Genomic DNA, 21,199 nt, shown 5'->3' with positions numbered 1-21,199 from the left:
CTTTGTCCGGCGATTCACGAATTGGCGTGTGCGCAGCTGGCGACGGCCCCAGCGTAACGGCCACCACACCACCCGTCGTGGGCTCAGGGAGACTTCACAATACGGCCGTCGGACGATTTGTAACATTTCGAGATTCCGGCTCCTCGGGGGGCGAAATGCACTGGAATTGCTAGGTTTTCAGCTTGTTCGCGGCCCTCGCCGACCACCGATGTCATCGATCAGGAGGCGGCATTGTTCACGCGCTGGACCGATACGCTCGTCCGGCGGCGGTTCACCGTCATCGGGCTCGTTGTGGCCTGCTTGCTCGCGCTCGGGGGGTACGGTATCGGGCTGGGTGATCACCTCAGCGTCAGCGGCTGGGACGATCCGACCTCGGAATCGGCGCGGGCGGCTCGGCTGAAGGACGAGGCCTTCGGCCGCGACCACATCGCCGACGTGGTGTTGCTGTTCCACGCCCCGGCCGGGAAGACGATCGACGATCCCGCCTTCGCCGCCACGGTCGTGGGACACTTGAACAGCCTGCCGCAACGCTTTCCGGATCGGATCAGCAAGATCAACGCCACCTACTGGCGCACCGACACCGGGCTGGAGCTGCCGGACATCTTCGGTTCCGCGGATCGCCGGCACGCCTTCGCCTCCGTGGCCATCCGCGGCAACGACGACACGGAGGTGATGCGCAACTACCGGGCCGTCTCCGGCGAGTTCCGGTTACCCGGCACAGCGATGGAGGTCGCCGGCGGGCAGCCGGTCGCGGCCGCCCTCAACGACACGATGGCACACGACCAGCGACGCATGGAGTTGTTCGCCGTTCCCGCCGTGGCGGTGCTGCTGTTCTTCCTGTTCGGCGGCGTCGTGGCGGCGGCGCTGCCGCTCGTCGTCGGCGGGCTCACCGTGCTCGGCGCATGGGGCGTCATTCGCGCCCTGACCACCGTCACCGAGGTCAATTCCTTCGTCTCACCGGTCGTCTCGATGATCGGTCTGGGCTTGGCCATCGACTACGGCCTGTTCCTCGTGAGCCGGTTCCGCGAGGAACTGGCCGACGGTCACGAGGTGCCCGAGGCGGTACGGCGCGCGGTCGCGACCGCCGGGCGGACCGTCGTGTTCTCCGCGACCATCGTGGTGGTCGCCGCAGGCGCGATTCTGCTGTTCCCACAGGGTTTCCTGCGGTCGTTCGCCGTCGGCGCGATGGTGACGGTGACGCTGGCGGCGCTGATCTCGATCACGGTGCTGCCCGCCATGCTGGCAGTACTCGGCCGTCGCGTGGACCGGCTGGGCCTCAATCGCTTCCACGCGCGCCGGGCGAGCGATCGCGAGCAGGACAACGCGTGGGGCCGCGTCGCCGGATGGGTTATGAGAAGGCCGCTGGCCGTGGCGGTTCCGCTGGTCGCCGTTCTGGTGGTGCTCATCGCGCCGGTGCGGGACGTGGCCTTCGGCGGCATCACCGAACGCTTCCTGCCGCCGCAGCATCCGGCGCGCACGGCGCAGCAGCACTTCGACCAGATCTTCCCGCTGCGCCAGATCAATCCGATCGACCTGGTGCTGATCACCCATGACAGCGCGGCGATCGACGCGGTGGTCGCCCAGGCCGGCCGAGCCCCAGGCCTCGTCGCGCCGTTTCCCCGCGCGGTGCAGGGACCGGCGCATCCGAACGTCTTCACCACCTCGACCGTGCTGCGTGACGCGCACGACGCCGACGCGACCATCGACTATCTGCGCTCCATGCCCGTGCCGGCGAGCACGACCGTGCTGATCGGCGGGCAACCCGCGAAGCAGCGCGACAGCGTCGACGCGCTGCTGCGCCGGATGCCGCTGATGATCGCGCTCGTCTTCCTCGTCACGACCGTGCTGATGGCGCTGGCCTTCGGTTCGGTCGTGCTGCCGCTGAAGGCCGCGCTGCTGAACCTGCTCGGGCTCGGCTCCACCCTCGGCATACTCACCTGGATCTTCGTGCAGGGCCATGGCGCGGGACTGCTGGAGTTCACCCCGCAGCCGATCATGGCGCTGATCCTGGTGCTGATCGTCGCCGTGATCTACGGCCTGTCGACCGACTACGAGGTGTTCCTGCTCGCCCGCATCGTGGAGGCGCGCGCGGCGGGCGCGTCGACCACCGATGCGGTGCGCGTCGGCATCGCCCGCACGGGCTGGATCATCACCGCCGCCGCCCTCATCCTGTTGGTGGTGACCGGAGCCTTCGCCCTGTCGGATCTGGTCATGATGCAATACATCGCCTACGGCATGGTCGCGGCGCTGTTCATCGACGCGACGATCCTGCGCATGCTGCTGGTGCCCGCGACCATGCGGCTGCTCGGCGACGCGAGCTGGTGGGCGCCATCCTGGTTGCGGCGCGGCGGGCGCGGGCGCACCGAGACCGGGTCCGAGGAACTCCCGGCCGAAGCTGTGGCCGAACGGCACTAGGTCCGGCGCCCTCCGTCGGCCTCCGGTGTGCCCCGGTTGGCCGCTTCGATCACCGCGCGGGCGGCGCATCGATTGGTCCGGGGTTCGCGATCGGCGACGGCCTGCAGCGGATCGGTCCGGTCGGCCGAATGATCGTCGAACCGGCCGCCACCCGAATATCACCGGGATTGTTCAAGGCGGAGACCGCCGACTGTCGCCCGTCAGCTCGGGCCCGCTACTCGGACATCGCGCCCGCACAGCAGCCGTGCGCCATCGACAGCCCCCACCGACGTGCAGTCCGCGGCAGCGACCACTCCGGCAAGTTCAGCGTGCGGGACAGCGCGGTCAGTTCGCGCTCGACCGGCTCCAGGGGCTGGTGGCCGTCCGGGCGCGGTCGGGCAACGCCGGCGTGAGTGCGGCGAGGGCGAGGGCAGCGGCGGCGATGGCCGAGAGCATGATCATGCTGCCCGACAGCGTGTGCGCGCGGAAGAACAGCGCGCTGAGCACCGCCAGCCCGACCGAATTGCCGATCTGCTCGACCGTGGGCAGCACCCCCGACGCCTCGCCCATCGCCCGATCGTCGAGGCCCGCCAGCATCAGCGGCTGCAGCGGCACACCGAACACCCCGACCCCGAAACCCGCGAGGAACACCGGCCCGGCCACCAGCGGCAGGTTCACCACGCCGGAGCTCACGTGCAGGTAGCCAACCCCCACCACGACGCACCCCGCGAAGACGGCGATGCCGGCGGCCGGCGCGCGAATCCCCCAGCGGCGCACGAGGACCGGCGACAGCACCGCGCCCGCGCCGGCGCCCAGGGCGAACGGCGTCATCGCGACACCGGTACGAAGCGCGGAGAACTCCAGCACGTCCTGCAGCAGGATCGAAACGGTGAACACGAACGCCGTGAACACGCCGAAGAAGACCGTCACCAGCACCGATCCGACTGCGAATCCCCGGTCGGAGAACAGGTCCAGCCGCACCAGCGCCCGGCCGCCACGGCGGCGCGTCGCGCGTTCGTGGGTCATGAACACCGCGCCCAGCACCACCGCGGCTGCGAGGTATGCGCCGTGCACCGGCCGCCAGCCCGCTTGCTGACTGTCCGACAGCGCGAACAGCAGCAGGAACAACGCCGCGGTGGCCACCACGGCTCCGCGCGGATCCAGCGGTTCCCGATCCGTCGCCGCGCCCAGCCTCAGGTAGCCCGCGGCCAGCGCGATGGCCACCAGGCCCAACGGCAGGTTCATCAGGAAGATCGCGTGCCAGCCGAGCCCGAAGGGATCCAGGGTGATCAGCCCGCCACCGAGGATCGGACCGAGCATCCCGGCGAAACCGGCTGTGGCGCCGTACACGGCGAAGGCGTACTGATGGTGCTCGCGCCGGAAGCTCGCGGTGATGATGGCGATGGTCTGCGCCGCCATCCCCCCGCCCGCCACGCCCTGCGTGATCCTGGCTATCACCAGTTCCATTGCGGTGGAGGACACCCCGCACCATACCGAAGCCGCCGTGAAAGCCGCCGCCGACCAGAGGAACATCCGGCGACGGCCGACGATCGCGCCGACCCGAGCCGCGGTGAGCAGGACGCAGGCGAAGGCCAGCGAATAACCGGCCACCACCCACAGCTGCTCCGACCGCGACGCCCCCAGCTCCGCGGTGACGACCGGGAGCGCGGTGTTGACGATCGTCACATCGATCATCTGCATGAAGACCGAGATCAGGCACGCCCCGAACGATCCGAGCGCCACCGCCGCCTCTTTGCGAGTCAAAGAATCACCTCGATCGTCGGCCGTGAACGGCTCAGGTCCGGTCGGCGATCACCCCGAGAGCACAGGGGGCATTGCGTGCGATCCACGGTCCACCCGGACACATCCCCCGCGGCGATGCCCGGCAGACGAATTCGCTCGGTATCGTTCATCGCGGCCGAATTCACCTCGCGTTCCGATTACCGGTCGCATCCGACCGGAATTCCACTCGGGACGTCTGCGGCCGCACCGGCTCGTTCGCCGGGATGTGCGGGCAGATCGACTCCTGTCCCTGAAGAGAAGGGCTCGAATTCGCAGTAAATAAGATCGCGCTACCGAAACGCCAGATGTTCCAGCGATCTTGTGCCCACTACCAATTCGGCTCGGCAACCATTGCCGCAATTCCCAAACCGGACGTGATCACCGCCATTCGCAGGTGGAGAAGCGTGGCCACTAGCGCGGATCATCCGTCGCGCAGGGCCGTTCATGCCGAGACAGCGTCGGCGAATCGCTGAGCGTGCTGCGGTATCGGGCAATCCGAGCCCTCGAGCTCGCTCGAACGTCTGCGCCATGGGCAGTTGACCGGACGTTTGCCTACTTTCGAGAGGGTCGGGGCAGGATGGAGGGCGGCCTTGAACCAGTCCGGGAGGAGCAGTATGAAGATCCTGGTAACAGGAGCGACGGGAAACATCGGCCGCAAGGTTGTCGACCATCTGCTGACCATGGGTGCGACGGATGTGCGTGCGCTGACGAATGATCCACGGCGCGCCGCACTTCCGGACCAGGTCGAGGTGATCCCCGGTTACCTGCGCAGACTCGACAGCCTGTCGGCTGCCTTCGAGGATGTGGACTGCCTGTATCTGGCTCCCACCCCGGACACCGTCACCGAGGTCCTCACGCTGGCGCGCACGGCCGGGGTCCGCCGGGTCGTCGATCTGTCCGGCGAGCCCGAAAGCTGGTGGGGCAGCGTCACAGAGGCCGTCGAGTCGAGTGGCCTGGAGTGGACACATCTGTGGCCGGGGGACTTCATGGAGAACACCAGGATCTGGGCCAAGCAGATCCGCGACACCGGCGCGGTGCGGGAACCCTATCCGAGCAGCGCCAGCGCGCCGATCGCCATGGACGACATCGCCGAGGTAGCCGCCACCGCACTGCTCGGCGACGAGCATGCCGGCAAGACCTACAGCCTGGCCGGACCGGAAATCCTGACCCGCACGGAGCTCGTCCGGCAACTGGGCGTCGCTCTGAACCACCACATCCCGTTCATCAGGGTGTCCCGCGAGGAGGCGATCGAAGCCTTCCACTCCGAGATGGGTGACACCGCGAGCTGGTATGTCGACGAGGTGCTCGGCGGCATGCCCGAACACCCGGTCGCTCCGACGACCTCTGTCCCCGAAATCATCGGCCGCCCCGCGACCACCTTCGCCCACTGGGCAGCCGACCACGCACAAGACTTCGCCCCGGCCGCGACATCGTGAGCAGCCACGTCGGTCAATCCGGTCGAATCGACCGCCGACACGCATCCATTTCCGCTGCGCCTGCCAATCGGGCTCGGAAGCCGTGAACTCACGAGTCGAGGACCGGGAGCACCGGGCGCAGGCTGCGACTTAGGCCGTCGTGGGTGCGTTCGGACATCAAGGCGTGCTCGAACTCGGTTATTGCGCCGAGGACCGGGGGAAGAACATGCGCCCCACCGCAGTGGAGGTGTCGATACCCTGATCCAGAACCAGCACGTCCAAGCCGCTGTTCTGCAGCGTTTTCGACAGCTCTATGCCGAACGCCCACCGCGCCACTGACAGGCCGAGAGGTACGCGAACGGACGATGTTCGGAAACCGGTTCGTTACTCTCGCTCTAAGCGTGCCTCTGGGTCCTCAACCCGACACCGGTCGATGGATCTGCTGACAGGTCGGGTGTCGGTAGTGAGCGCGGCGGCACCAGTGCCCGCACCCGCCGCGCGCAAGGGGCTCGATGGTGGATATGGGCGACGCCGCCGTGCGCTTCTCGGCCGAGCAGCAGGCCGGAAAGTGATGGCCTCCGAGGCGGCCGCGGCGCGGTACTTTGGTCCGGTGAGCGACCGGGAGCCACTTGCCCGAGCATTGACCATCCAGGACAGGCCGAACAGGCCTCCCGGGCCGATTCACTTGGCATTCACCGTCGTTCCAGTCGTTGTGCTGGTGTGCCTCTACTACGACTGGTGGCCGTCCCGCTACGGCTCCTTCGCCTGGGCTGATCCGCTCCTGTTCGGCGCCGCGGCCGTACTTGTGCTCCTCATCTGCGGTGCAGTATGGGCGGTCCGCACGCTGCGTGTCGTAGGTAGGGATCGGACATGGGCATGGTGGATCGCAGCTGCCCCCGCGATGATTCTCGCTGTTGCAGGCACAGCCACGCTCCTGCCCCGCCCGTCGTTCGAAAAGACCAGTCCGCAATTCGAGCGGGTAGCCCTCGACCTACTAGCGAGTTCGGAACCTTCACGCTCCCATTTCGAAATCGGCCGGTTCGACATCAGCTATGCCAGGAAGGACCCCGACGGTACCGTCTACTTCATCGAGGGTGGCGGGCTCGGGCTCACGGTGAGCAGTGGGTGGGCGTACTCACCTCATGGCACACCGGTCGGGTTCGACGACTTCACCGCAACTCACCTCGGTGGCCCGTGGTATGCGTTCACAGCTGTGTGGCGTAGCTGACGTCGCCGCCGTGCTCATCGGGTCGTCAGATCGCCGGGGCAAGGACGCACACAGCAAGCACCTCGTCCAGGCGAGGACGGCAGCCAAAACCACAGCATCCCGGTGAACGACGGCAAGCTCGTCGTAACGAGGTGCCAGGCCGCGCCACTGTTCCGGCCGCCGTGAGAGCGGCCGAGCGCGTGATCAGGCGGCTCGCCCTGCGGATGAGGAGCGCTCGATCACGAAAAGCGCAAAGCCTTCCACGCGCCGTATCGCTCGGGCAGGCAAACGGCGCAGGGGCGATACCCCGCGGACAGAGCGTCGAGTTCGGTGGCGAAGAAGACGCGATGTGCGCGGTATGTGCCACGGGCCAGCGCGCGCAGGGCCGATGGGCAGTCGAGGCGGCCGTAGATCCGGCTGCGGCGATGACCGCCGTAGCCGCCCGGCTCGGCGCTGCGATACGGCAGGCCCTGACCATCGAGCAAGGTGTACACCGGGGCTACCCCGCGTCGTGCAGCACGAGGCCCAAGGTGTGCCGGAAACCGCCGCGCACGCGACTGACGCCGTGACGGATCGGGGCGCGGGACCATCCTCGGCTCGAGCGCGTCGGCCGGTCGCGGGTGGTGAAGATCAGCGCGTGGCCTTGCTCCAGCACGGAAACGGTCGCTTTCGACTGCGCACGCGGACGCTGCTCGACCAGCACGAATTCCCCTCCGGTGTGGTCGATCCCGGGCCGATCCAACCCGATGACGACCTGCATCGGGAAAACCAGCTCGCCGTACAGGTCGCGGTGCAAGGCGTTCCAGTCACCCGTTGTGTAGCGCAACAGGATCGGAGTCGGCTGGTTCTGGCCCGCGGCGTGGCAGGCGGCGAGCCAGTCCGCGAACTCGTCCGGCCACGGAGCCGGGTCGCCGAGCCGCTCGGCCCAGGAGCGGGCCAGCGGCAACAGCTTTCGATAGAAGGACGCCCGTAGGTCCATGATCGAATCCGGCACGGGGTTCGCGAAGTACCGGTAGGTGCCTTCGCCGAATCGATAGCGTGCCATGTCGACGGTGGACCGGAACCGCGTGCGGTCGTCCCAGAGGTCGGTGAACTCGGCGCACTCCGCCGGAGTGAGGATCGGCCCGGTCGCCGCGCAGCCCTGGGCGTCGACTTCCTCGAGCAGCTCCTGCCACGGCTGGTCACCGACCCGATCCGCCAGGGAAGCAGCGGCTTTCGTCCATCCCGGGTTCGGCTCCCCCCGCTGGCCGCGCCGGGCGGAGCCGACGCTTCGCTCGCTCATGCCGCCGTCTCCAGATCCAGCAGCACGTGTTTCGCGGTGACGCCGCCGACGTACTGTCCGATCGACCCGTCCCCGCGCACCACCCGGTGGCACGGGATCACCACCGGCAGCGGGTTGTGCGCGCAGGCGGAGCCGACCGCGCGCACCGCACGCGGATTGCCGACGGCAGCGGCCACCGCGCCGTAGCTCGCGCGTTGTCCGTAGCCGATGGCGGGCAGGTGCTCGATCACCTGGCGGCGGAATCCCACGGCCAGCCGCAGATCCAGCGGCAGGTCGAAATGCGTCCGGCCACCCGCGAAGTATTCCGCGATCTGCCGCGCCGCGGTGTCCAGACGGGCGGGCGCCGCGAGGATGCGCGGGCTTATCCGGGCCGACAGCGTGGCGAGCACCGCGTCGTGATCCTCGGTGGGATAGGCGACGCGGACCAGTCCGGCGGGCGTGGCAGCCAGCAGCAGAGTCCCCACCGGGGTGTCCAGCAGGCGATAGGCGACATCGAGCAGGCCCGCGGCTTCGGCGTCGGCGGTCAGGCGAGCGTGCAAGGTGGCGAGCAGTTCGGCGTCGGGAGTCAGTGCGCGCGACAATCCGTCGCCGGGATCGGGAGTGGCCATCATGCTTCATCCTTCGGGTAGAGCTTGCGCAGGGTCTTCAGGCCGTCCGCGGCGGCGCGGCGGGCGGCGTCGGGAGAATTGCCGAGCAATGCGGCGATCTCCGCGTGGGGAAGCCCGGCCAGATAGTGGTAGGCGACCGCCTGGCGCTGTTTGGTCGGCAGCGCCCGCAGGGCGGCCCACAGATCGGGGTCGTAGTCGGCGGGTCCGGGCGCGGTGGCGGGGCGTTCCGGCAGCGTCTCGGCCGGGACCGGCGCACGCGTGAGCGCACGGCCGACGTCGATCGCGCGGCGATGGGCGATGGTGACCAGCCATGCCTCGACATTGGTGTCCGAGGGCAGGCCGGGAAACGCGCGCAGCGCCGAGAGAAACGTTTCCGACCAGGCGTCGGCCGCGTCGGACGGACCGAGCACCGCCCGGCAGACGCGCAACACCATCGGGCCGTATTCGGCCACTATTTCCTCGAACGGGGGCAGGCTCACATCGGGTAGACGCGGCAGACGCCGCGAACGTGAGATTCCGTCACCGGACCTCTTCCCGTCGCGACAGCCCGCTGGCGCGCAGCACCCGCCGCGCGATGCCGGCACGGATGGACTCGTCGGTGCCGATGATCCGGACGTGGCGGCGCGCCCTGGTGATCGCGGTGTACAGCAATTCCCGCGTCAGCAGCGTCGATTCTGGCTCGGGCAGGACGACGGAGACCGTGTCGTACTGGCTGCCCTGGCTGCGATGAATGGTCATGGCGAAGACGGTGACCACGGCGGGGAACTGCGTGGGATGCACCAGGTACGGCTCGTTGCCGCGTTGGAGCGCCGCGCGCAGCGAGCCGTCGGGCATCCGGACGACCACGCCGGTGTCGCCGTTGTAGATCCGCGCCTCGTGGTCGTTCGCGGTGACCAGCAGCGGTTGGCCGGCGTACCACGGCGCATGGTGGGAGTCGGGGCCCGCTCCCCCGGCGGCGGCCCACTCCGCGGCCATCCGGTCCCAGCGCTCGACGCCGAACGGCCCCTGCCGATGCGCGCACAGCAACCGATGCGATTCCAGCGCGGTGAGCGCGCCCGCCGCGTCACCGTCGAGCGCGGCGGCGGTGACCGCGGTCGCGGCCCGCACCACGTCGGCGCGCACCGCGGGCAGTTCGTCCGGCGCACTCAGCGACAATTCGTCGCCGCCCCCACGCAACAGCTCGAGTGCGGTGTCGGCGTCCCCGGCCCGCACGGCGACGGCCAGATCGGCGATCCGTCCGCCGAATCTGCGGCCACGGGTCAACCGCACGATGCCGCCGCGCAGGCGGGTGCGCTCCAGCGCGGTCAGAGCCTCGGCGTGCTCGGCGGGCGCCTGCGCGCCGAGGATGTCGTCGAGCACCGGATTCGGGGTGGCGGCGACCGGACCGGCGACCAGGTCGGCGAGCACCGCGCCCGCGTCGACCGAGGCGAGCTGGTCGGGGTCGCCGACCAGGACCAGGCGGGTGTCCGGGCGCAGCGCCGCCAGCAGCCTGCTCATCATCGTCAACGAGACCATCGAGGTTTCATCGACCACGATCACGTCGTAGGGCAATCGGTTGAACTCGTGATATTTGAACCGGGTGCTGCGCCCGCGCTGCCAGCCGAGCAGCCGGTGCAGCGTGGCGGCGGTGAGTTCGGGCAGTCCGAGCGACACCGCTTGCTCGCGCACGGCTTCCTGCAGGCGCGCCGCCGCTTTCCCGGTCGGGGCGGCCAGCGCGATGCGCAGCGCGGGCAGCTTCGGCTCGGCCTCGCGGTGCGCGGACAACAAGGCGATGATCCGCGCGATGGTGTGGGTCTTGCCGGTACCGGGCCCACCGGCGACCACGGTGGTCCAGTGGGTCGCGGCCAGCGCGGCGGCCAGACGCTGGCGATCCGGCGCCGTGCCCGCAGGCGCGTCGAACAACCGGTCCAGTTCGCGGCGCACGATCCCGGGATCGACCGCCGGATGGTGTGCGGATCGCTCGGTGAGCACCCGACGGATCGTCTGCTCCTGCCGATAGTAGCGATCGAGGTAGAGCAGCGGGCCGGAGTCGTCCGGCCCTTGCGATTCGACCAGCCGCAGCGGCCGCAACGGACCGGCCGGTCCACCGCGCACCAGCGGGCTCACCCGCAGCGCGTCGACCACGGCCTGGATGTCGGGCCACGGCAGCGTCGCCGGATCGACGCCCGCGTCCCAGGTCTCGTCGGCATCGACGCCGATCTCTCGTATCCGGTGCAGTTCCAGGCACACCGAGCCGGAGCGCACCGCGCGCACGGCCAGCGCCGCCGCGAACAGCACCGCCTCCGACGATTCACGGCCCAACCGGCCCAGACGCACAGCCACGTGCACGTCCGCCGCCGACAGCACCCCGGCCTCGTTGAACGTGCGCAGCAGTCCGGTCCCCCGCTGCGCCACCTGGATCGAGGTCACTGCGCCGCCTCCCCGGCCAGCAGCGCCGACAGCGCGACGATCAGGCCTGCGGGCGGATGCCAGTCGAACACGCCGCATCCCGAGGGTGTGCCGGGCCCGATCATGCCGCGTACGAACAGGTATCGGACCCCGCCCAGATGCCGCGCGGGGTCGTAGCCGGGCAACCGCCACCGCAGATACCGGTGCAGCGCCACCGAATACAGCAGCGCCTGCAGCGGATAGTGCGAGCGCAGCATCTCGGCCGCCATGCGGTCGCGGGTGTAGTGCGCGACGGTGAGGTCGCCGGTGCCCAGCCGATTGGTCTTGTAGTCGACGACGACGAATCGCGGGTCCGCACCGTCCGCGACGCGCAGTACGGCGTCGATGCTGCCGGTCAGGTAACCGCGTAACGGTAGGTCCTCCAACGCCGCCAGTTGATCGGCGTACGCGAACATGTCGTCGTCCTCCGGAAGGTGCTCGCGCAGCAACCCGGCGACGCACCGCAAGGTCGCCGCGGTCGCGCCGGCACGGTCTCCGCCCGCCAGCGGCAGTTCGAATTCGAGTTCGCTGAGCCGATCGCGCGGGGCGACATCGGCCAGGCAGCCGCCGTCGAGCGGGGTGCGCAGCACCGCCAGCAACGCGGTGGCCAGCACGTCCGCATCCACCTCGGCCATCAGCTCGCGCACGGCTTCGCGGCACCGGTCGTGCACCTCGGCCGCCAGGTCCGGATGGCCGGTGTCGATCCGCTCCAGGACGCCGTGCACCAGTGTGCCGAACTCCGCACCGTAGGGCAGCGCGTTCATCAACGACGCCGCGCCCGCCGGCTCCGGCTCCGCCGCGCCGAGCAGGGATGTGCCCGCGGGCTCGTCACCGGGCCCCCGCGCGTCCTCCGGTTCGCTGTCGGGTTCCGACGATGCCACAGGCCCGTGCGCCGACGCGGTCAACGCCGAATACGACGTGCGCCGCCACTGCTGGTCCAGCACCCGATCGAATCGGGCGGCGGCCAGCGCGCCCTGCGCGGGTTCGGTGCGCACCCGCTGGATCGCGACGTCGTCGCCCCCGGCCACCGCCGTCACCGAGATCGCCGCGCCCGCGTCCTGCGCCCACGTCGAAAAAGATTGCACGGCAACCGAATCCGTCGGCACGGGGGCTCGGTCTGCGACGACGGCGCCGCGATCGCCGCGCCCGAAGACCATCCGGTGCAGCGGCGACGCCGCGGTGGTGATCGCGGGCGCCCACCAGGCGACGATCTGGCACATCGCCCGGGTCAGCGCGACGTACAGCAGCCGCAGTTCCTCCCCCGCCTCCTCGGCCTCGCTGCGCGCCTTGCGGTCGGCGTATCCCGCGGCGTCCGGGCCGCCGACGTCCAGCACACGCGCACCGTCGTCGGCGTGGAACAGCAACGTCGCCGGATAGGGGTTCTTCGCGCTGTCCCAGGCGAACGGCAGGTAGACGACCGGGAATTCGAGTCCTTTGCTGGCGTGCACGGTGGCGATCTGGACGGCGGCGGCGTCCCGGTCCAGCCTGCGGCTGCGATCGGCGACGGCACCGGAGGCCGGATCGCGCACCCGGTCGGCCAGCCACCGGGTCAGCGCCGTCAGCCCGAGGCCCTCGGTGAGCGCGACCTGATCGAGCAGCTGCGCGAGGTGCCGCAGGTCGGTGAGCTGCCGTTCCCCGTTCTCCACGGCCAGCAGCCGCGGCGCCAGGCGCGTCTCGGCCGCGATCTTCTCGAAGACGGCGGCGAAGCCCGCGCGGGTGAACAGCCGCGCCGCCTCGCGCAATTGGGCGCTGACCCGGCCGACCAGATCGGCACCGCCGCTGTCGATCTCGGCCGCTGTCACGCCGAGCAGCGGTGTGCACGCGGCCAGCCGCACCCGGTCGCCGCGGTGCGGCTGTTCCAGCGCTCGCAGCACCCACAGCCAGTCGGTGGCGCTGCTGGTCGCGAAGACGCTGATGCCGCCGGCGAGCACGGAGGCGACGCCGACGCGGTCCAGCGCGGCGCGCACCACATCGATCTGCGAGCGGGTGCGAACCAGCACCGCGATGTCACCGGGACCGATCGGCCTGCGCGCGGAGTCCTCTGGCACAGCCACCGAATCATCTTCGCGCACAGCATTTTCCGCTTTCGCGTCCAACAGCACGCCGGATTCGAGCAAGCGGACGATATCGGCGGCGAGATCGTCGGCGACCTTGGCCCGCATCCGCCCGACGGCCGGGAAGCCGGATTTGTTCAGCGGTCCCGCCCCGGTACGCGGCAGGCATCGGACTCGCATCGGCGTGGTGAGTTCGCCGGGACCGGACAGCCGCGACCACGGCCTGGTCGGCGCAACCGGGTGGACGCGGATCTCCTCGTGCCCCAGCGCCGCGCCGCCGTGCAGGTGGTCCAGCGCGGCCAGCAGCCCCGCGTCGCTGCGCCAGTTCGTGGTCAACTCGCGGCGGACGCCCGCGTGCGCGACCGCGTCCAGGTAGCTGAGCACCTCCGCGCCGCGGAAGGCGTAGATCGCCTGCTTGGGATCACCGACCAGCACCAGCGTGGTGTGCCCGTGGAACGACCTGCGCAGGATGTCCCATTGCAGGGGGTCGGTGTCCTGGAACTCGTCGACCAGGGCGACCCGGTATCGCGCGCGAATGCGTCGGCACGCGCGCGGCCCGTGGTCCGGATCGGCGAGTACCTCGTGCAGCAGCACCAGCAGGTCGTCGAAGTCGCGCAGTCCGGCCGATCGTTTGCGGCGCTCGGTCTCCGCGCGCGCGGCGTGCGCGAACGCCACTCGCTCGCCCGCGCCGGTCTCGCCGTCGGGTACGAGCGCCGCGTGCCGGTCGCGCACCGCGGCCAGCGCGAGCGTGCGGGCCTCCTTCAGCGAGAAGGGCGGTTCGGCGCGCGCGTAGCGGTTGAGGTACAGATCGTCGACGACGGTGCCGACGAGGTCGTCGACGGTCTCGACCAGCCGGGTGGCCGGGTCGTGCTCGCCCGCGAGACCGAGTTCGTCGAGCATGCGCTGGCAGAAGCTGTGCGTGGTGGCGATGGTGCCCGCGTCGAAATCCGACAGCGCGGTCAGCAGCCGCCGCTGCCGCAGCCGCACCTCCCCTTCCTCGGCCTGCGCGAGGTATCGGACCAAGTCGTCGGCGTGCGCCCCGGCCGCCGCCGGGTCGGCCAATCCCGCGGCGACGGCGACGAATCGGTCGCGGGTGCGTTCCCGCAGCTCCTGGGTCGCCGCACGGCTGAACGTCACCAGCAGCAGCTGGGAGACGTCGACACCGGCCTCGGCGACGTAGCGCACGGCGAGGCCGACGATGGCGTGCGTCTTACCGGTGCCCGCGCTGGCCTCCAGCACGGTGGTCCCGGTGGGCAGCGGTCCGTACGACTCGGACGCGTCGGCGTCGAAAGGGGCTGCGGCGAAGGAGGTTTCCTGCACGGTCATGCGTGCCTCCCTCCTGCGCGGCCGGTTGTCGCGCGGTCCGCGGACGTCGCGAGCGCCCGGGCGACCGGCCGCGCCGCGCGGACCTGCTCCCGAAGCGACTGTCCGACCCGACATTCTGCCGCCCGTCCGGCCGCCCACCGGCGACCGACACGCGCCGTGCGGGTGTATTCCGGGGTTCCGGGCCGGATCGCGCCGCACCGCCGAGCTGCGGCCGCTGGGTGATCGATCACGGCTGACCCTGACTTTCCGCGGCCAGCAACGGAAACCACATCCGCCGGGCCAGCGCGCCGAAACGGGTGCTCTCCCCGGGCTCGCCCGCCGCGGCGGGCGCGGCCATGAGGTCCTCGAGCCGGGGCGCCGGACCCCAGACGTAACGCAGATGACGATCGGTGTGATCACCGAACGGCCCGGGACCGTTGGGGCCGCCGTTGAATTCGCGCTCCGCCGCGGCGATCGCGTCGTCGGCGCCCGCCCCGCGGAACCGGCGTTCGGCGTGCACCGCGGAGGCGGCGGGCGCGACCGGCAGCGGTTCGGTCAGGCCCGCGTCGCGCAGCGCGACGAGCTGACGCAGAGCCTCCCTGGCCGCGGGCACGTCGGGTGCGGTCAGTTCGCTGCGCCAGGTGGGACGGCCGAACTGGCCGCGCCCGGTGCTCACCGCCCGCCACGACCGGTCCTCGGTGACGGTCAGCGCCAGCAGCGAAACCCACGCCGCGATCCGGTGTTTGGGAGCCAGCCGGGAGAACGTGGTGCGAACCAGGACGTCACCGCGCACCTCGGGCACCGTGCCGGTGAGCCGTCGTCCGTTGCCCAGGTCGACCGCGATGTCCACCGCACGCGCCGAGCCGGCGTAGTCCGCCTGCGCGGCGCGCACCAATCGGTCCACGGTGTGCTCGACCTCGTCGAGCACGGCGGCGCCGAATCCGAAGGGCGGCAGCGTGCCGCGCCGCCATTCCGCCGCCCGCAGCCCTGCCGGGTCCGCGCCGGTCAGCCGGGCCGCGAGCAGGCGTTCACCCAGTTCCCACTTGGCCAGGCCGTCGAGTTCGATGGGCAGCCGGTCGGCGATGTCCTCGTCGTGCTCGGGCACCCGCAGGCCCAGGCGCTGCCACAGGAACGCGCGCACCGGGTGCTCGGCGAACGAGATCAGGTCGGCCAGCGCGACGTCCGCCGCCTCCGCCGCGGGCAGCGGCCCGGCCAGGAATCCGGGTCGCGGTAGCACGGGTCCGTCGGCCGCCTGCGCGCCGGCCAAGGCCACGGTGTCGAAGCTGAACGGCCGCTCCGCCCGGAAATTCCGCCGATCGAACGATTGCAGCGGATGCCGGGTCACCACCGCGCGCATCGCCGCGGCGCCGACATGGGCCCGCAGCGCGTCCAGCAACTCGGCGACCGGAATGGCGGGCGGCCGGTGCGCCCCACTGACCGGATCGGCGCCGGTGTGGAAAACCAGCAGTGTGTCCCGCGCCGCGAGGATCGCGTCCAGCAACAGCTGCCGGTCCTCGCTGCGCGGATCCCGTTCACCGAGCAGCGGTTCGCGGGCCAGCACGTCGTCACCGTCCACGGTGCTCGCGCGCGGGAACATCTCGTCGTCCAATCCGAGCAGCGCCACGACCCGGTGCGGCACCGACCGCATCGGCACCATCGTGCAGACGGTCAGCTCGCCGGTGCGGAAGTTGGCCCTGGTGGGGCGCGCCGCCAGCCGCGAACGCAGCAGAACGCCGACATCGGACAACCGCAAAGCGACCTCGCCCGCGTGGTCGGTGGCGGCGGCGAGTTCCTGCCTGGCTTCGGTGTGCACCCACGCCTGCGCGTCCGGTACGTCGGTCAGCAGGTCCAGCGCGCGGCCCAGCACCGCCGCCCACTCGTGGGCGGGCCGAGGGCCGCGCAGGTCGCGCAGACACACCGCGAGCCGATCGACGAACTCCGCGAAGCGACCGGCCAGGTCCACGTCGTTGCTGTCGACGTCGTCCAACGGCAACGCGAGATCCAGCCAGTCGTCGGAGGTCTCGCCCGCGGTGACGCCGAGCAGGATCCGGTCCACCGCGCTGTTGAGCGTGTTCTGCGCGAAATCGGCGAGTCCGAACGCCTGGCGCTGCCGCTGTCCGATGCCCCACCTGGCCCCGGATTCGGCCGCCCACTCGCGCAGCCGCTCGATGTCGTCGTCGTCGAATCCACAACGGCGGCGGACTGTTTCGGCGGCTGCGAGATCGAGCACCTGGGTCACCGTCACCCGGCCGTCGGCCAGCTCGAGCAGGACTCCGATCACCGCGAGCAGCGGATTGGTCACCCCGCGCCCCCGATCGGCCAGGCGAACCCGCAGCCGGTGCGCCGGATGCTCCGAATCGGCCTGTGCCTCGGGCGTTCCCGCCGCGCGCTGGCCGAACGCCGCGCGCACCAGCGGCGCGTACGCCTCCACCTCCGGGCACATGATGAGTACGTCGCGCGGCTCCAGCGTCTCATCGGCCGCGAACAGCCCGAGCAGGCATTCCCGCAGTACCTCTACCTGCCGCGCGGGGCCGTGACACGCGTGCACCTGCACGGTGCCGTCGGCGCCCGCCTCGCCCGGCGCAGGCGGCCACCGGTCGTCCCGGATACCCCGCTGCAGTACGCGCAGCAAGGTCGCGGGCGAGTCGCCTTCCGGGGCAAGGTCATCGGATCGCGCCGAGCCGAGCGGGTGATACGTGTCGGAGCCGATGGCGGCGCTCAACCGCTGCTGCAACTCCCGCACGTCGCGGGCCGGCCCCGCCAGCAGCGGGTGAGCGACCGCCCCGGCGCTGCGATCCTCGGCCCGGGTGCGGGCGGCGGGCAGCCCGCTCAGGGCCGACCACAGGACCGGACTCGGATGCACGAGCCACAGGTGGACGTCGCGGTCGGCGGCCAGCGCCGACAGCACAGCGAGCTGGTCGCCGGCCAATCGGGTCACGCCGAACAGCGACAGCCGCGGTGGCAGCGCGACCAGATCCGGCCGCGCACGCAACCGCGCGCAGGCCTCGTCGAGCCGCTCGGCCGGGCTCGGTGTCCCGATCGCCGCGCGCAGCCCGCGCCACAGCATCGGCTGCCAGATCAGGTCCTCGGGTATCGCGCCGCCCGCGCCGTCGGTGTCCATGCCCGCCGCCCATTCGGTGATCAGCGCGGGCCGCTGAGCGGCGTAGCTGTCGAACAGTGCGGCGATCCGCGCCGCCGTCGCATAGCGCCGTCCGACGCGGTGCTCGCCACGCGCGGCGTCCCCGGCGCCGAGATGCCTGGCCGGCACGGCGCACCAAGCCTCGGACAGCGACCCATCGATTACTCGCAGCAGCCGCCACACCGCCCGCTCCTGCGCCCACGGATCCTCGGCGGGCGAAACGCCGCTCGCCGCCGCCAACACCTCGGCGACCAGCGCGGCGGGCGAGGGGAAGGCGATGTTCGCGCACACCCCGTCGGCCGAGCCGTCCGTGCCGAGCACCCCCGAGAGCGTCTGCGTCAGCCAGCGCTCCACACCCTTCGCGGGCACCGCGACCACCTCGGCGGCGAGCGGGTCGTCCAGCGGCGACGCCAGCACACCGGCGAGCGCCAGGGCCAGGACGTCGGCCCGCTCGGCGCGGTGGATGTGCAGCGGCATCTGCGCCCTCTCGATCGATGGGTGTCCGGCTGCGCTGGCCACGGACTTTGCACGTTTATACGCCCAGCGACCGACGCGCAATCGCACCGCCCCATCCGGACGGCAGTGAAATAGACCACACGAGAACGGATTACTTCGCCGTGTCACGAAGGGAACGCCGCGGCGATGTGCGACAGTGCTGCACCGGGGAGGTAAGAGTTTGCACCGGGGCGGAACGAGAGAGCTGCACCGAAAGGCTGGTTCGCGTTCATGGATGCGATGGTGATTCCCCTGGTCCCGAAAGGCGGATTCACGGTCCGCCGGATCGGTGACCGCTGGGAGCTGATCAACTCGCGCCACTACGGTCGCACCGTCGTCCTGCATTCCTGGCCCCGGGATCGGCACACCGAGGCTTTCGAGCACTGCTACCGGCTCAACGGACGCACCGTCGAAGAGCTGCGCGCCGCCTTTCGCTGACGCCCTGACCGGCGCCGACGAGCGAATAGCACTGGGCCGCAAGCGCCAGGGCCGGGCATTAGCACACCCCGGACCCGAGCTCAAGACGTGCGTCCGGACCCGCGATGTGCGATCGTGGTCCCTCGTGCGTCATCCGTCCCCCGCCACCCGAACCGTTCCCCGCGTGGCCGCCTCCGCCTGTGTCCTTGCCGCTGCGGCGATCATCGCCCCGAGCCTGCCCGCCGCGCTGCCGACCGCAGGCGCGGCGCCGCTCGCGCACACTCAGGGCTGCCTGCCCGGCTTCGATTGCGATCTGAGCAGCCGCATCGCGAAGGCCGACGCCTACCTCAACAGCCGCCCCGGCGTCACCGGCTACGTCCTGCGCGACCGGGTCTCCGGCGGGGTCTACGCCAACGCCAACGCCGAGAACGCGGTCTGGACCGCGTCCACCATCAAGCTCGCGATCGCCGCGGACCTGCTCAACCGGGCGCGGGTCGGCGCCATCAACCTGACCCCCGAGGACCGCGGCCTGATGGAGGGCATGCTCGCGACCTCGAACGACGGAGCCGCCGACCTGCTCTGGACCAAGTACGCGGGAATCGACCGGATGGCGTACAACAACGCCTTCCGCGCCAACGGGATGACCTCGCTGGTGCCGCAGCCCACCAACACCGCGCTGTTCCCGGACTGGTCGTTCCAGAAGTGCACCGCCGCCGACCTCGACCGGCTGATGGACCACATCCTCAACCGCATGCACCCCGACGACCGCAACTACCTCGTCGACCGGATGCGCGCGGTGGACTCCAACCAGCACTGGGGCGTGTGGGGCGCGGGCGCGAGCATGCGTCCCGGCCTGAAGAACGGCTGGTCGGCCGAGCAGGGCGGCTGGGTGGTCAACTCGGTCGGCTTCGCGGGCCCGGGCGAGCGCTACACCCTGGCCATCATGAGTTCGCTGGGTGACGCGGGGGGCTACACCGAGGGTGCCGAGACCGACACCGAACTCGCGAAGATCCTGCTGGCCGGCCGCTGACCGCTCAGGCGGTCGCGCGCCTGCGCAATGTCATCGGGGCACCGTCCCTGGGGAACGGAATCGTGGTGAATCCCCAGGGCATGCGGTATTTCTCGGGGATCCGCCACTCGTAGTCGCGCACCAGGGCGGCGGTCACCGTCTTCACCTCGAACGTGCCGAAGTGCATTCCGATGCACTTGTGCGCGCCCGCACCGAACGGCATCCAGGCCAGGCGGTGCGACTTGTCCTCGCGCCGCTGCTCACCGAATCGCTCCGGATCGAAGCGCTCGGGGTGGGTCCACAGTTCGGGCAGCAGGTGGTTCACCTGGTAGGCGAGATCGACCGGGGCGCCCGCCGGAATGTAGTGACCCGCGATCTCGGTGTCGTGCACGGCGCGGCGCGCCAGTCCGGGAACCGGCGGCATGAGCCGCAGGCTCTCCCGCACCACCAGATCCAGGTCGCGCAGCGTCTCCAGATCCGCGATGGCCGGCGGCGCGTCGCCCAGGCGCGCGTCCATGTCGAGCACCTCCGCGCGCACCCGCTGCTGCCAGTCCGGGTGTTTGCCCAGGTAGTAGGCGACGGCGGTGGCGGTCGTCGTGGTGGTGTCGTGCGCGGCCATGATCAGGAAGATCATGTGGTTCACCACGTCCGCGTCACCGAAGACGCCGCCGTCTTCGCTGCGGGCGTGGCACAACCCCGAGAAGAAATCCGCCGATTCGGCGCGGCGTTTCTCCGGCAGCAGCGCGGTGAAGTAGTCCTCGAGCACTCGCCTGCCGTGCAACCCGGCCCGCCAGTGCCCGCCGGGCACCGGGTGCCGGATGATCGCCAGCCCGGCGTGGGTGCAATCGACGAACGCGTCGATCAACTGCCTGCGCTGTGCACCGACGTCCGCGGCCATGAACGTCCCGCCCGCGACGTCGAGGGTCAGTTCTTTGATCGTCGGATACAGCCGCACCGTGCGTTCGGCGTCGCGCTCGCGCGGCACCCAGCGTGCGATGCTCTCCCGCACCACCGGCGTCAGCGCGGCCAGGTGCGCTTCCAGCCGGTCCCTGGTGAACGCCTGCTGCATGATCCTGCGATGGAATTTGTGCTCGTCGAATTCCAGCAGCAGCAGGCCGCGCCGGAAGAACGGGCCGATGAAGTAGTCCCAGCCCTGACCGAAATCGCGGCGGCGGTGGCCGAGCGCTTCGTCGAGCGCCTCCGGTCCCGCGACCAGGACACGGTCGACACCGAGCGAAGAGTTCAGCGAGACGGGTCCGTACCGGCGGTAGCGCTCCATCATCTCGGCGGGACCCCAGCGCATGTACTGCAGTGCCCGGCCCAGGTAGGGCAATCCGGCGTCGCCGAGCACCGGGACGGTGTCGCTGCCCCGCGGCGGGGTGGCCAGCACCTGGCGTCGTTCCGGCAGCAGTCCCAGCGCCCGGTCGATCAGATGGGCGTGCGGCACCTCGATCAGCGCGATATTCTCCGATTCGGCCTGCACGCTGGGCTTTCGGCCGACCGCACGGTCACCGGCGACCATGGCAATCCTCCCTGAGCGACAGCTACCATCGTAGGCTCTGCACCTCTCCCGCTCGGCCGGTTCGGCCGCGCCGAACCTCCCCGCGCCGCCCCGGTGACGGTGAGACCTCGCACCGCAACACGCCAGGAACGGGGATCTCGCCG

General features: G+C 70.7%; 14 protein-coding genes. 5 read left to right on the top strand and 9 right to left on the bottom strand.

Features of this window, described 5'->3' with window-relative positions:
* Positions 1-231: 231 nt before the first annotated feature.
* The gene (locus NNI01S_RS04970; protein ID WP_084488488.1) at positions 232-2,415 is read left to right on the top strand and encodes an MMPL family transporter; all 2,184 of its coding nucleotides are present in this window, start codon (positions 232-234) and stop codon (positions 2,413-2,415) included.
* A 324-nt stretch (positions 2,416-2,739) separates the two neighbouring features.
* Here the strand turns inward: NNI01S_RS04970 and NNI01S_RS04965 are convergent, their stop codons facing one another.
* Positions 2,740-4,158 carry an MFS transporter gene (locus NNI01S_RS04965; protein ID WP_063017921.1) on the bottom strand — a complete coding sequence of 473 codons (1,419 nt, stop codon included), beginning with the start codon at positions 4,156-4,158 and terminating at the stop codon, positions 2,740-2,742.
* A gap of 632 nt (positions 4,159-4,790) precedes the next feature.
* Here NNI01S_RS04965 and NNI01S_RS04960 point away from each other — a divergent pair.
* Positions 4,791-5,612: an SDR family oxidoreductase gene (locus NNI01S_RS04960; protein WP_063017919.1), complete on the top strand. Its 822-nt coding sequence runs from the start codon at positions 4,791-4,793 to the stop codon at positions 5,610-5,612.
* A gap of 589 nt (positions 5,613-6,201) precedes the next feature.
* Positions 6,202-6,819 (top strand): DUF1109 family protein, encoded by a 618-nt coding sequence (locus NNI01S_RS04955; protein ID WP_063018702.1) that lies wholly within the window; start codon positions 6,202-6,204, stop codon positions 6,817-6,819.
* A 218-nt stretch (positions 6,820-7,037) separates the two neighbouring features.
* Here NNI01S_RS04955 and NNI01S_RS04950 read toward each other — a convergent pair whose 3' ends face one another.
* From NNI01S_RS04950 to recC, 7 genes are all read right to left on the bottom strand, one after another.
* Complete coding sequence (locus NNI01S_RS04950) at positions 7,038-7,292, bottom strand: Ada metal-binding domain-containing protein (RefSeq protein ID WP_063017917.1); 255 nt, start codon at positions 7,290-7,292, stop codon at positions 7,038-7,040.
* Between the two features lie 5 nt (positions 7,293-7,297).
* A complete protein-coding gene (locus tag NNI01S_RS04945) occupies positions 7,298-8,080 on the bottom strand; it encodes a 2OG-Fe(II) oxygenase (RefSeq protein WP_084488484.1) in 783 nt (260 codons plus the stop codon).
* Positions 8,077-8,688 (bottom strand): methylated-DNA--[protein]-cysteine S-methyltransferase, encoded by a 612-nt coding sequence (locus NNI01S_RS04940; protein WP_063017915.1) that lies wholly within the window; start codon positions 8,686-8,688, stop codon positions 8,077-8,079. The genes NNI01S_RS04945 and NNI01S_RS04940 overlap by 4 nt, the downstream gene beginning before the upstream one ends.
* Positions 8,688-9,161, bottom strand: coding sequence for an RNA polymerase sigma factor (locus NNI01S_RS04935; protein WP_063018698.1), 474 nt, complete (start codon positions 9,159-9,161; stop codon positions 8,688-8,690). The genes NNI01S_RS04940 and NNI01S_RS04935 overlap by 1 nt, the downstream gene beginning before the upstream one ends.
* Before the next feature lie 46 nt (positions 9,162-9,207).
* Positions 9,208-11,097: an exodeoxyribonuclease V subunit alpha gene (recD, locus tag NNI01S_RS04930; RefSeq protein WP_063017913.1), complete on the bottom strand. Its 1,890-nt coding sequence runs from the start codon at positions 11,095-11,097 to the stop codon at positions 9,208-9,210.
* The gene (locus NNI01S_RS04925; RefSeq protein ID WP_084488480.1) at positions 11,094-14,495 is read right to left on the bottom strand and encodes a UvrD-helicase domain-containing protein; all 3,402 of its coding nucleotides are present in this window, start codon (positions 14,493-14,495) and stop codon (positions 11,094-11,096) included. Before NNI01S_RS04925 ends, recD begins: the two co-directional genes overlap by 4 nt.
* A gap of 226 nt (positions 14,496-14,721) precedes the next feature.
* On the bottom strand, positions 14,722-18,090 hold the full coding sequence (gene recC, locus NNI01S_RS04920; protein WP_063017912.1) for an exodeoxyribonuclease V subunit gamma: 3,369 nt from the start codon (positions 18,088-18,090) through the stop codon (positions 14,722-14,724).
* Between the two features lie 258 nt (positions 18,091-18,348).
* Here recC and NNI01S_RS04915 point away from each other — a divergent pair, with 258 nt between their 5' ends.
* Positions 18,349-18,546: a hypothetical protein gene (locus NNI01S_RS04915; RefSeq protein WP_228829028.1), complete on the top strand. Its 198-nt coding sequence runs from the start codon at positions 18,349-18,351 to the stop codon at positions 18,544-18,546.
* A 163-nt stretch (positions 18,547-18,709) separates the two neighbouring features.
* Positions 18,710-19,555, top strand: coding sequence for a serine hydrolase (locus tag NNI01S_RS04910; RefSeq protein ID WP_084488478.1), 846 nt, complete (start codon positions 18,710-18,712; stop codon positions 19,553-19,555).
* A gap of 4 nt (positions 19,556-19,559) precedes the next feature.
* Here NNI01S_RS04910 and NNI01S_RS04905 read toward each other — a convergent pair whose 3' ends face one another.
* Entirely contained in the window at positions 19,560-21,056 is a 1,497-nt protein-coding gene (locus NNI01S_RS04905) for a cytochrome P450 (RefSeq protein WP_063017909.1), read from the bottom strand.
* Positions 21,057-21,199: the final 143 nt, after the last annotated feature.

The organism is Nocardia niwae NBRC 108934 = DSM 45340 (assembly GCF_001613465.1).
GTDB lineage: Bacteria > Actinomycetota > Actinomycetes > Mycobacteriales > Mycobacteriaceae > Nocardia > Nocardia niwae.
This window is presented reverse-complemented; position numbering and strand designations above follow the sequence as displayed.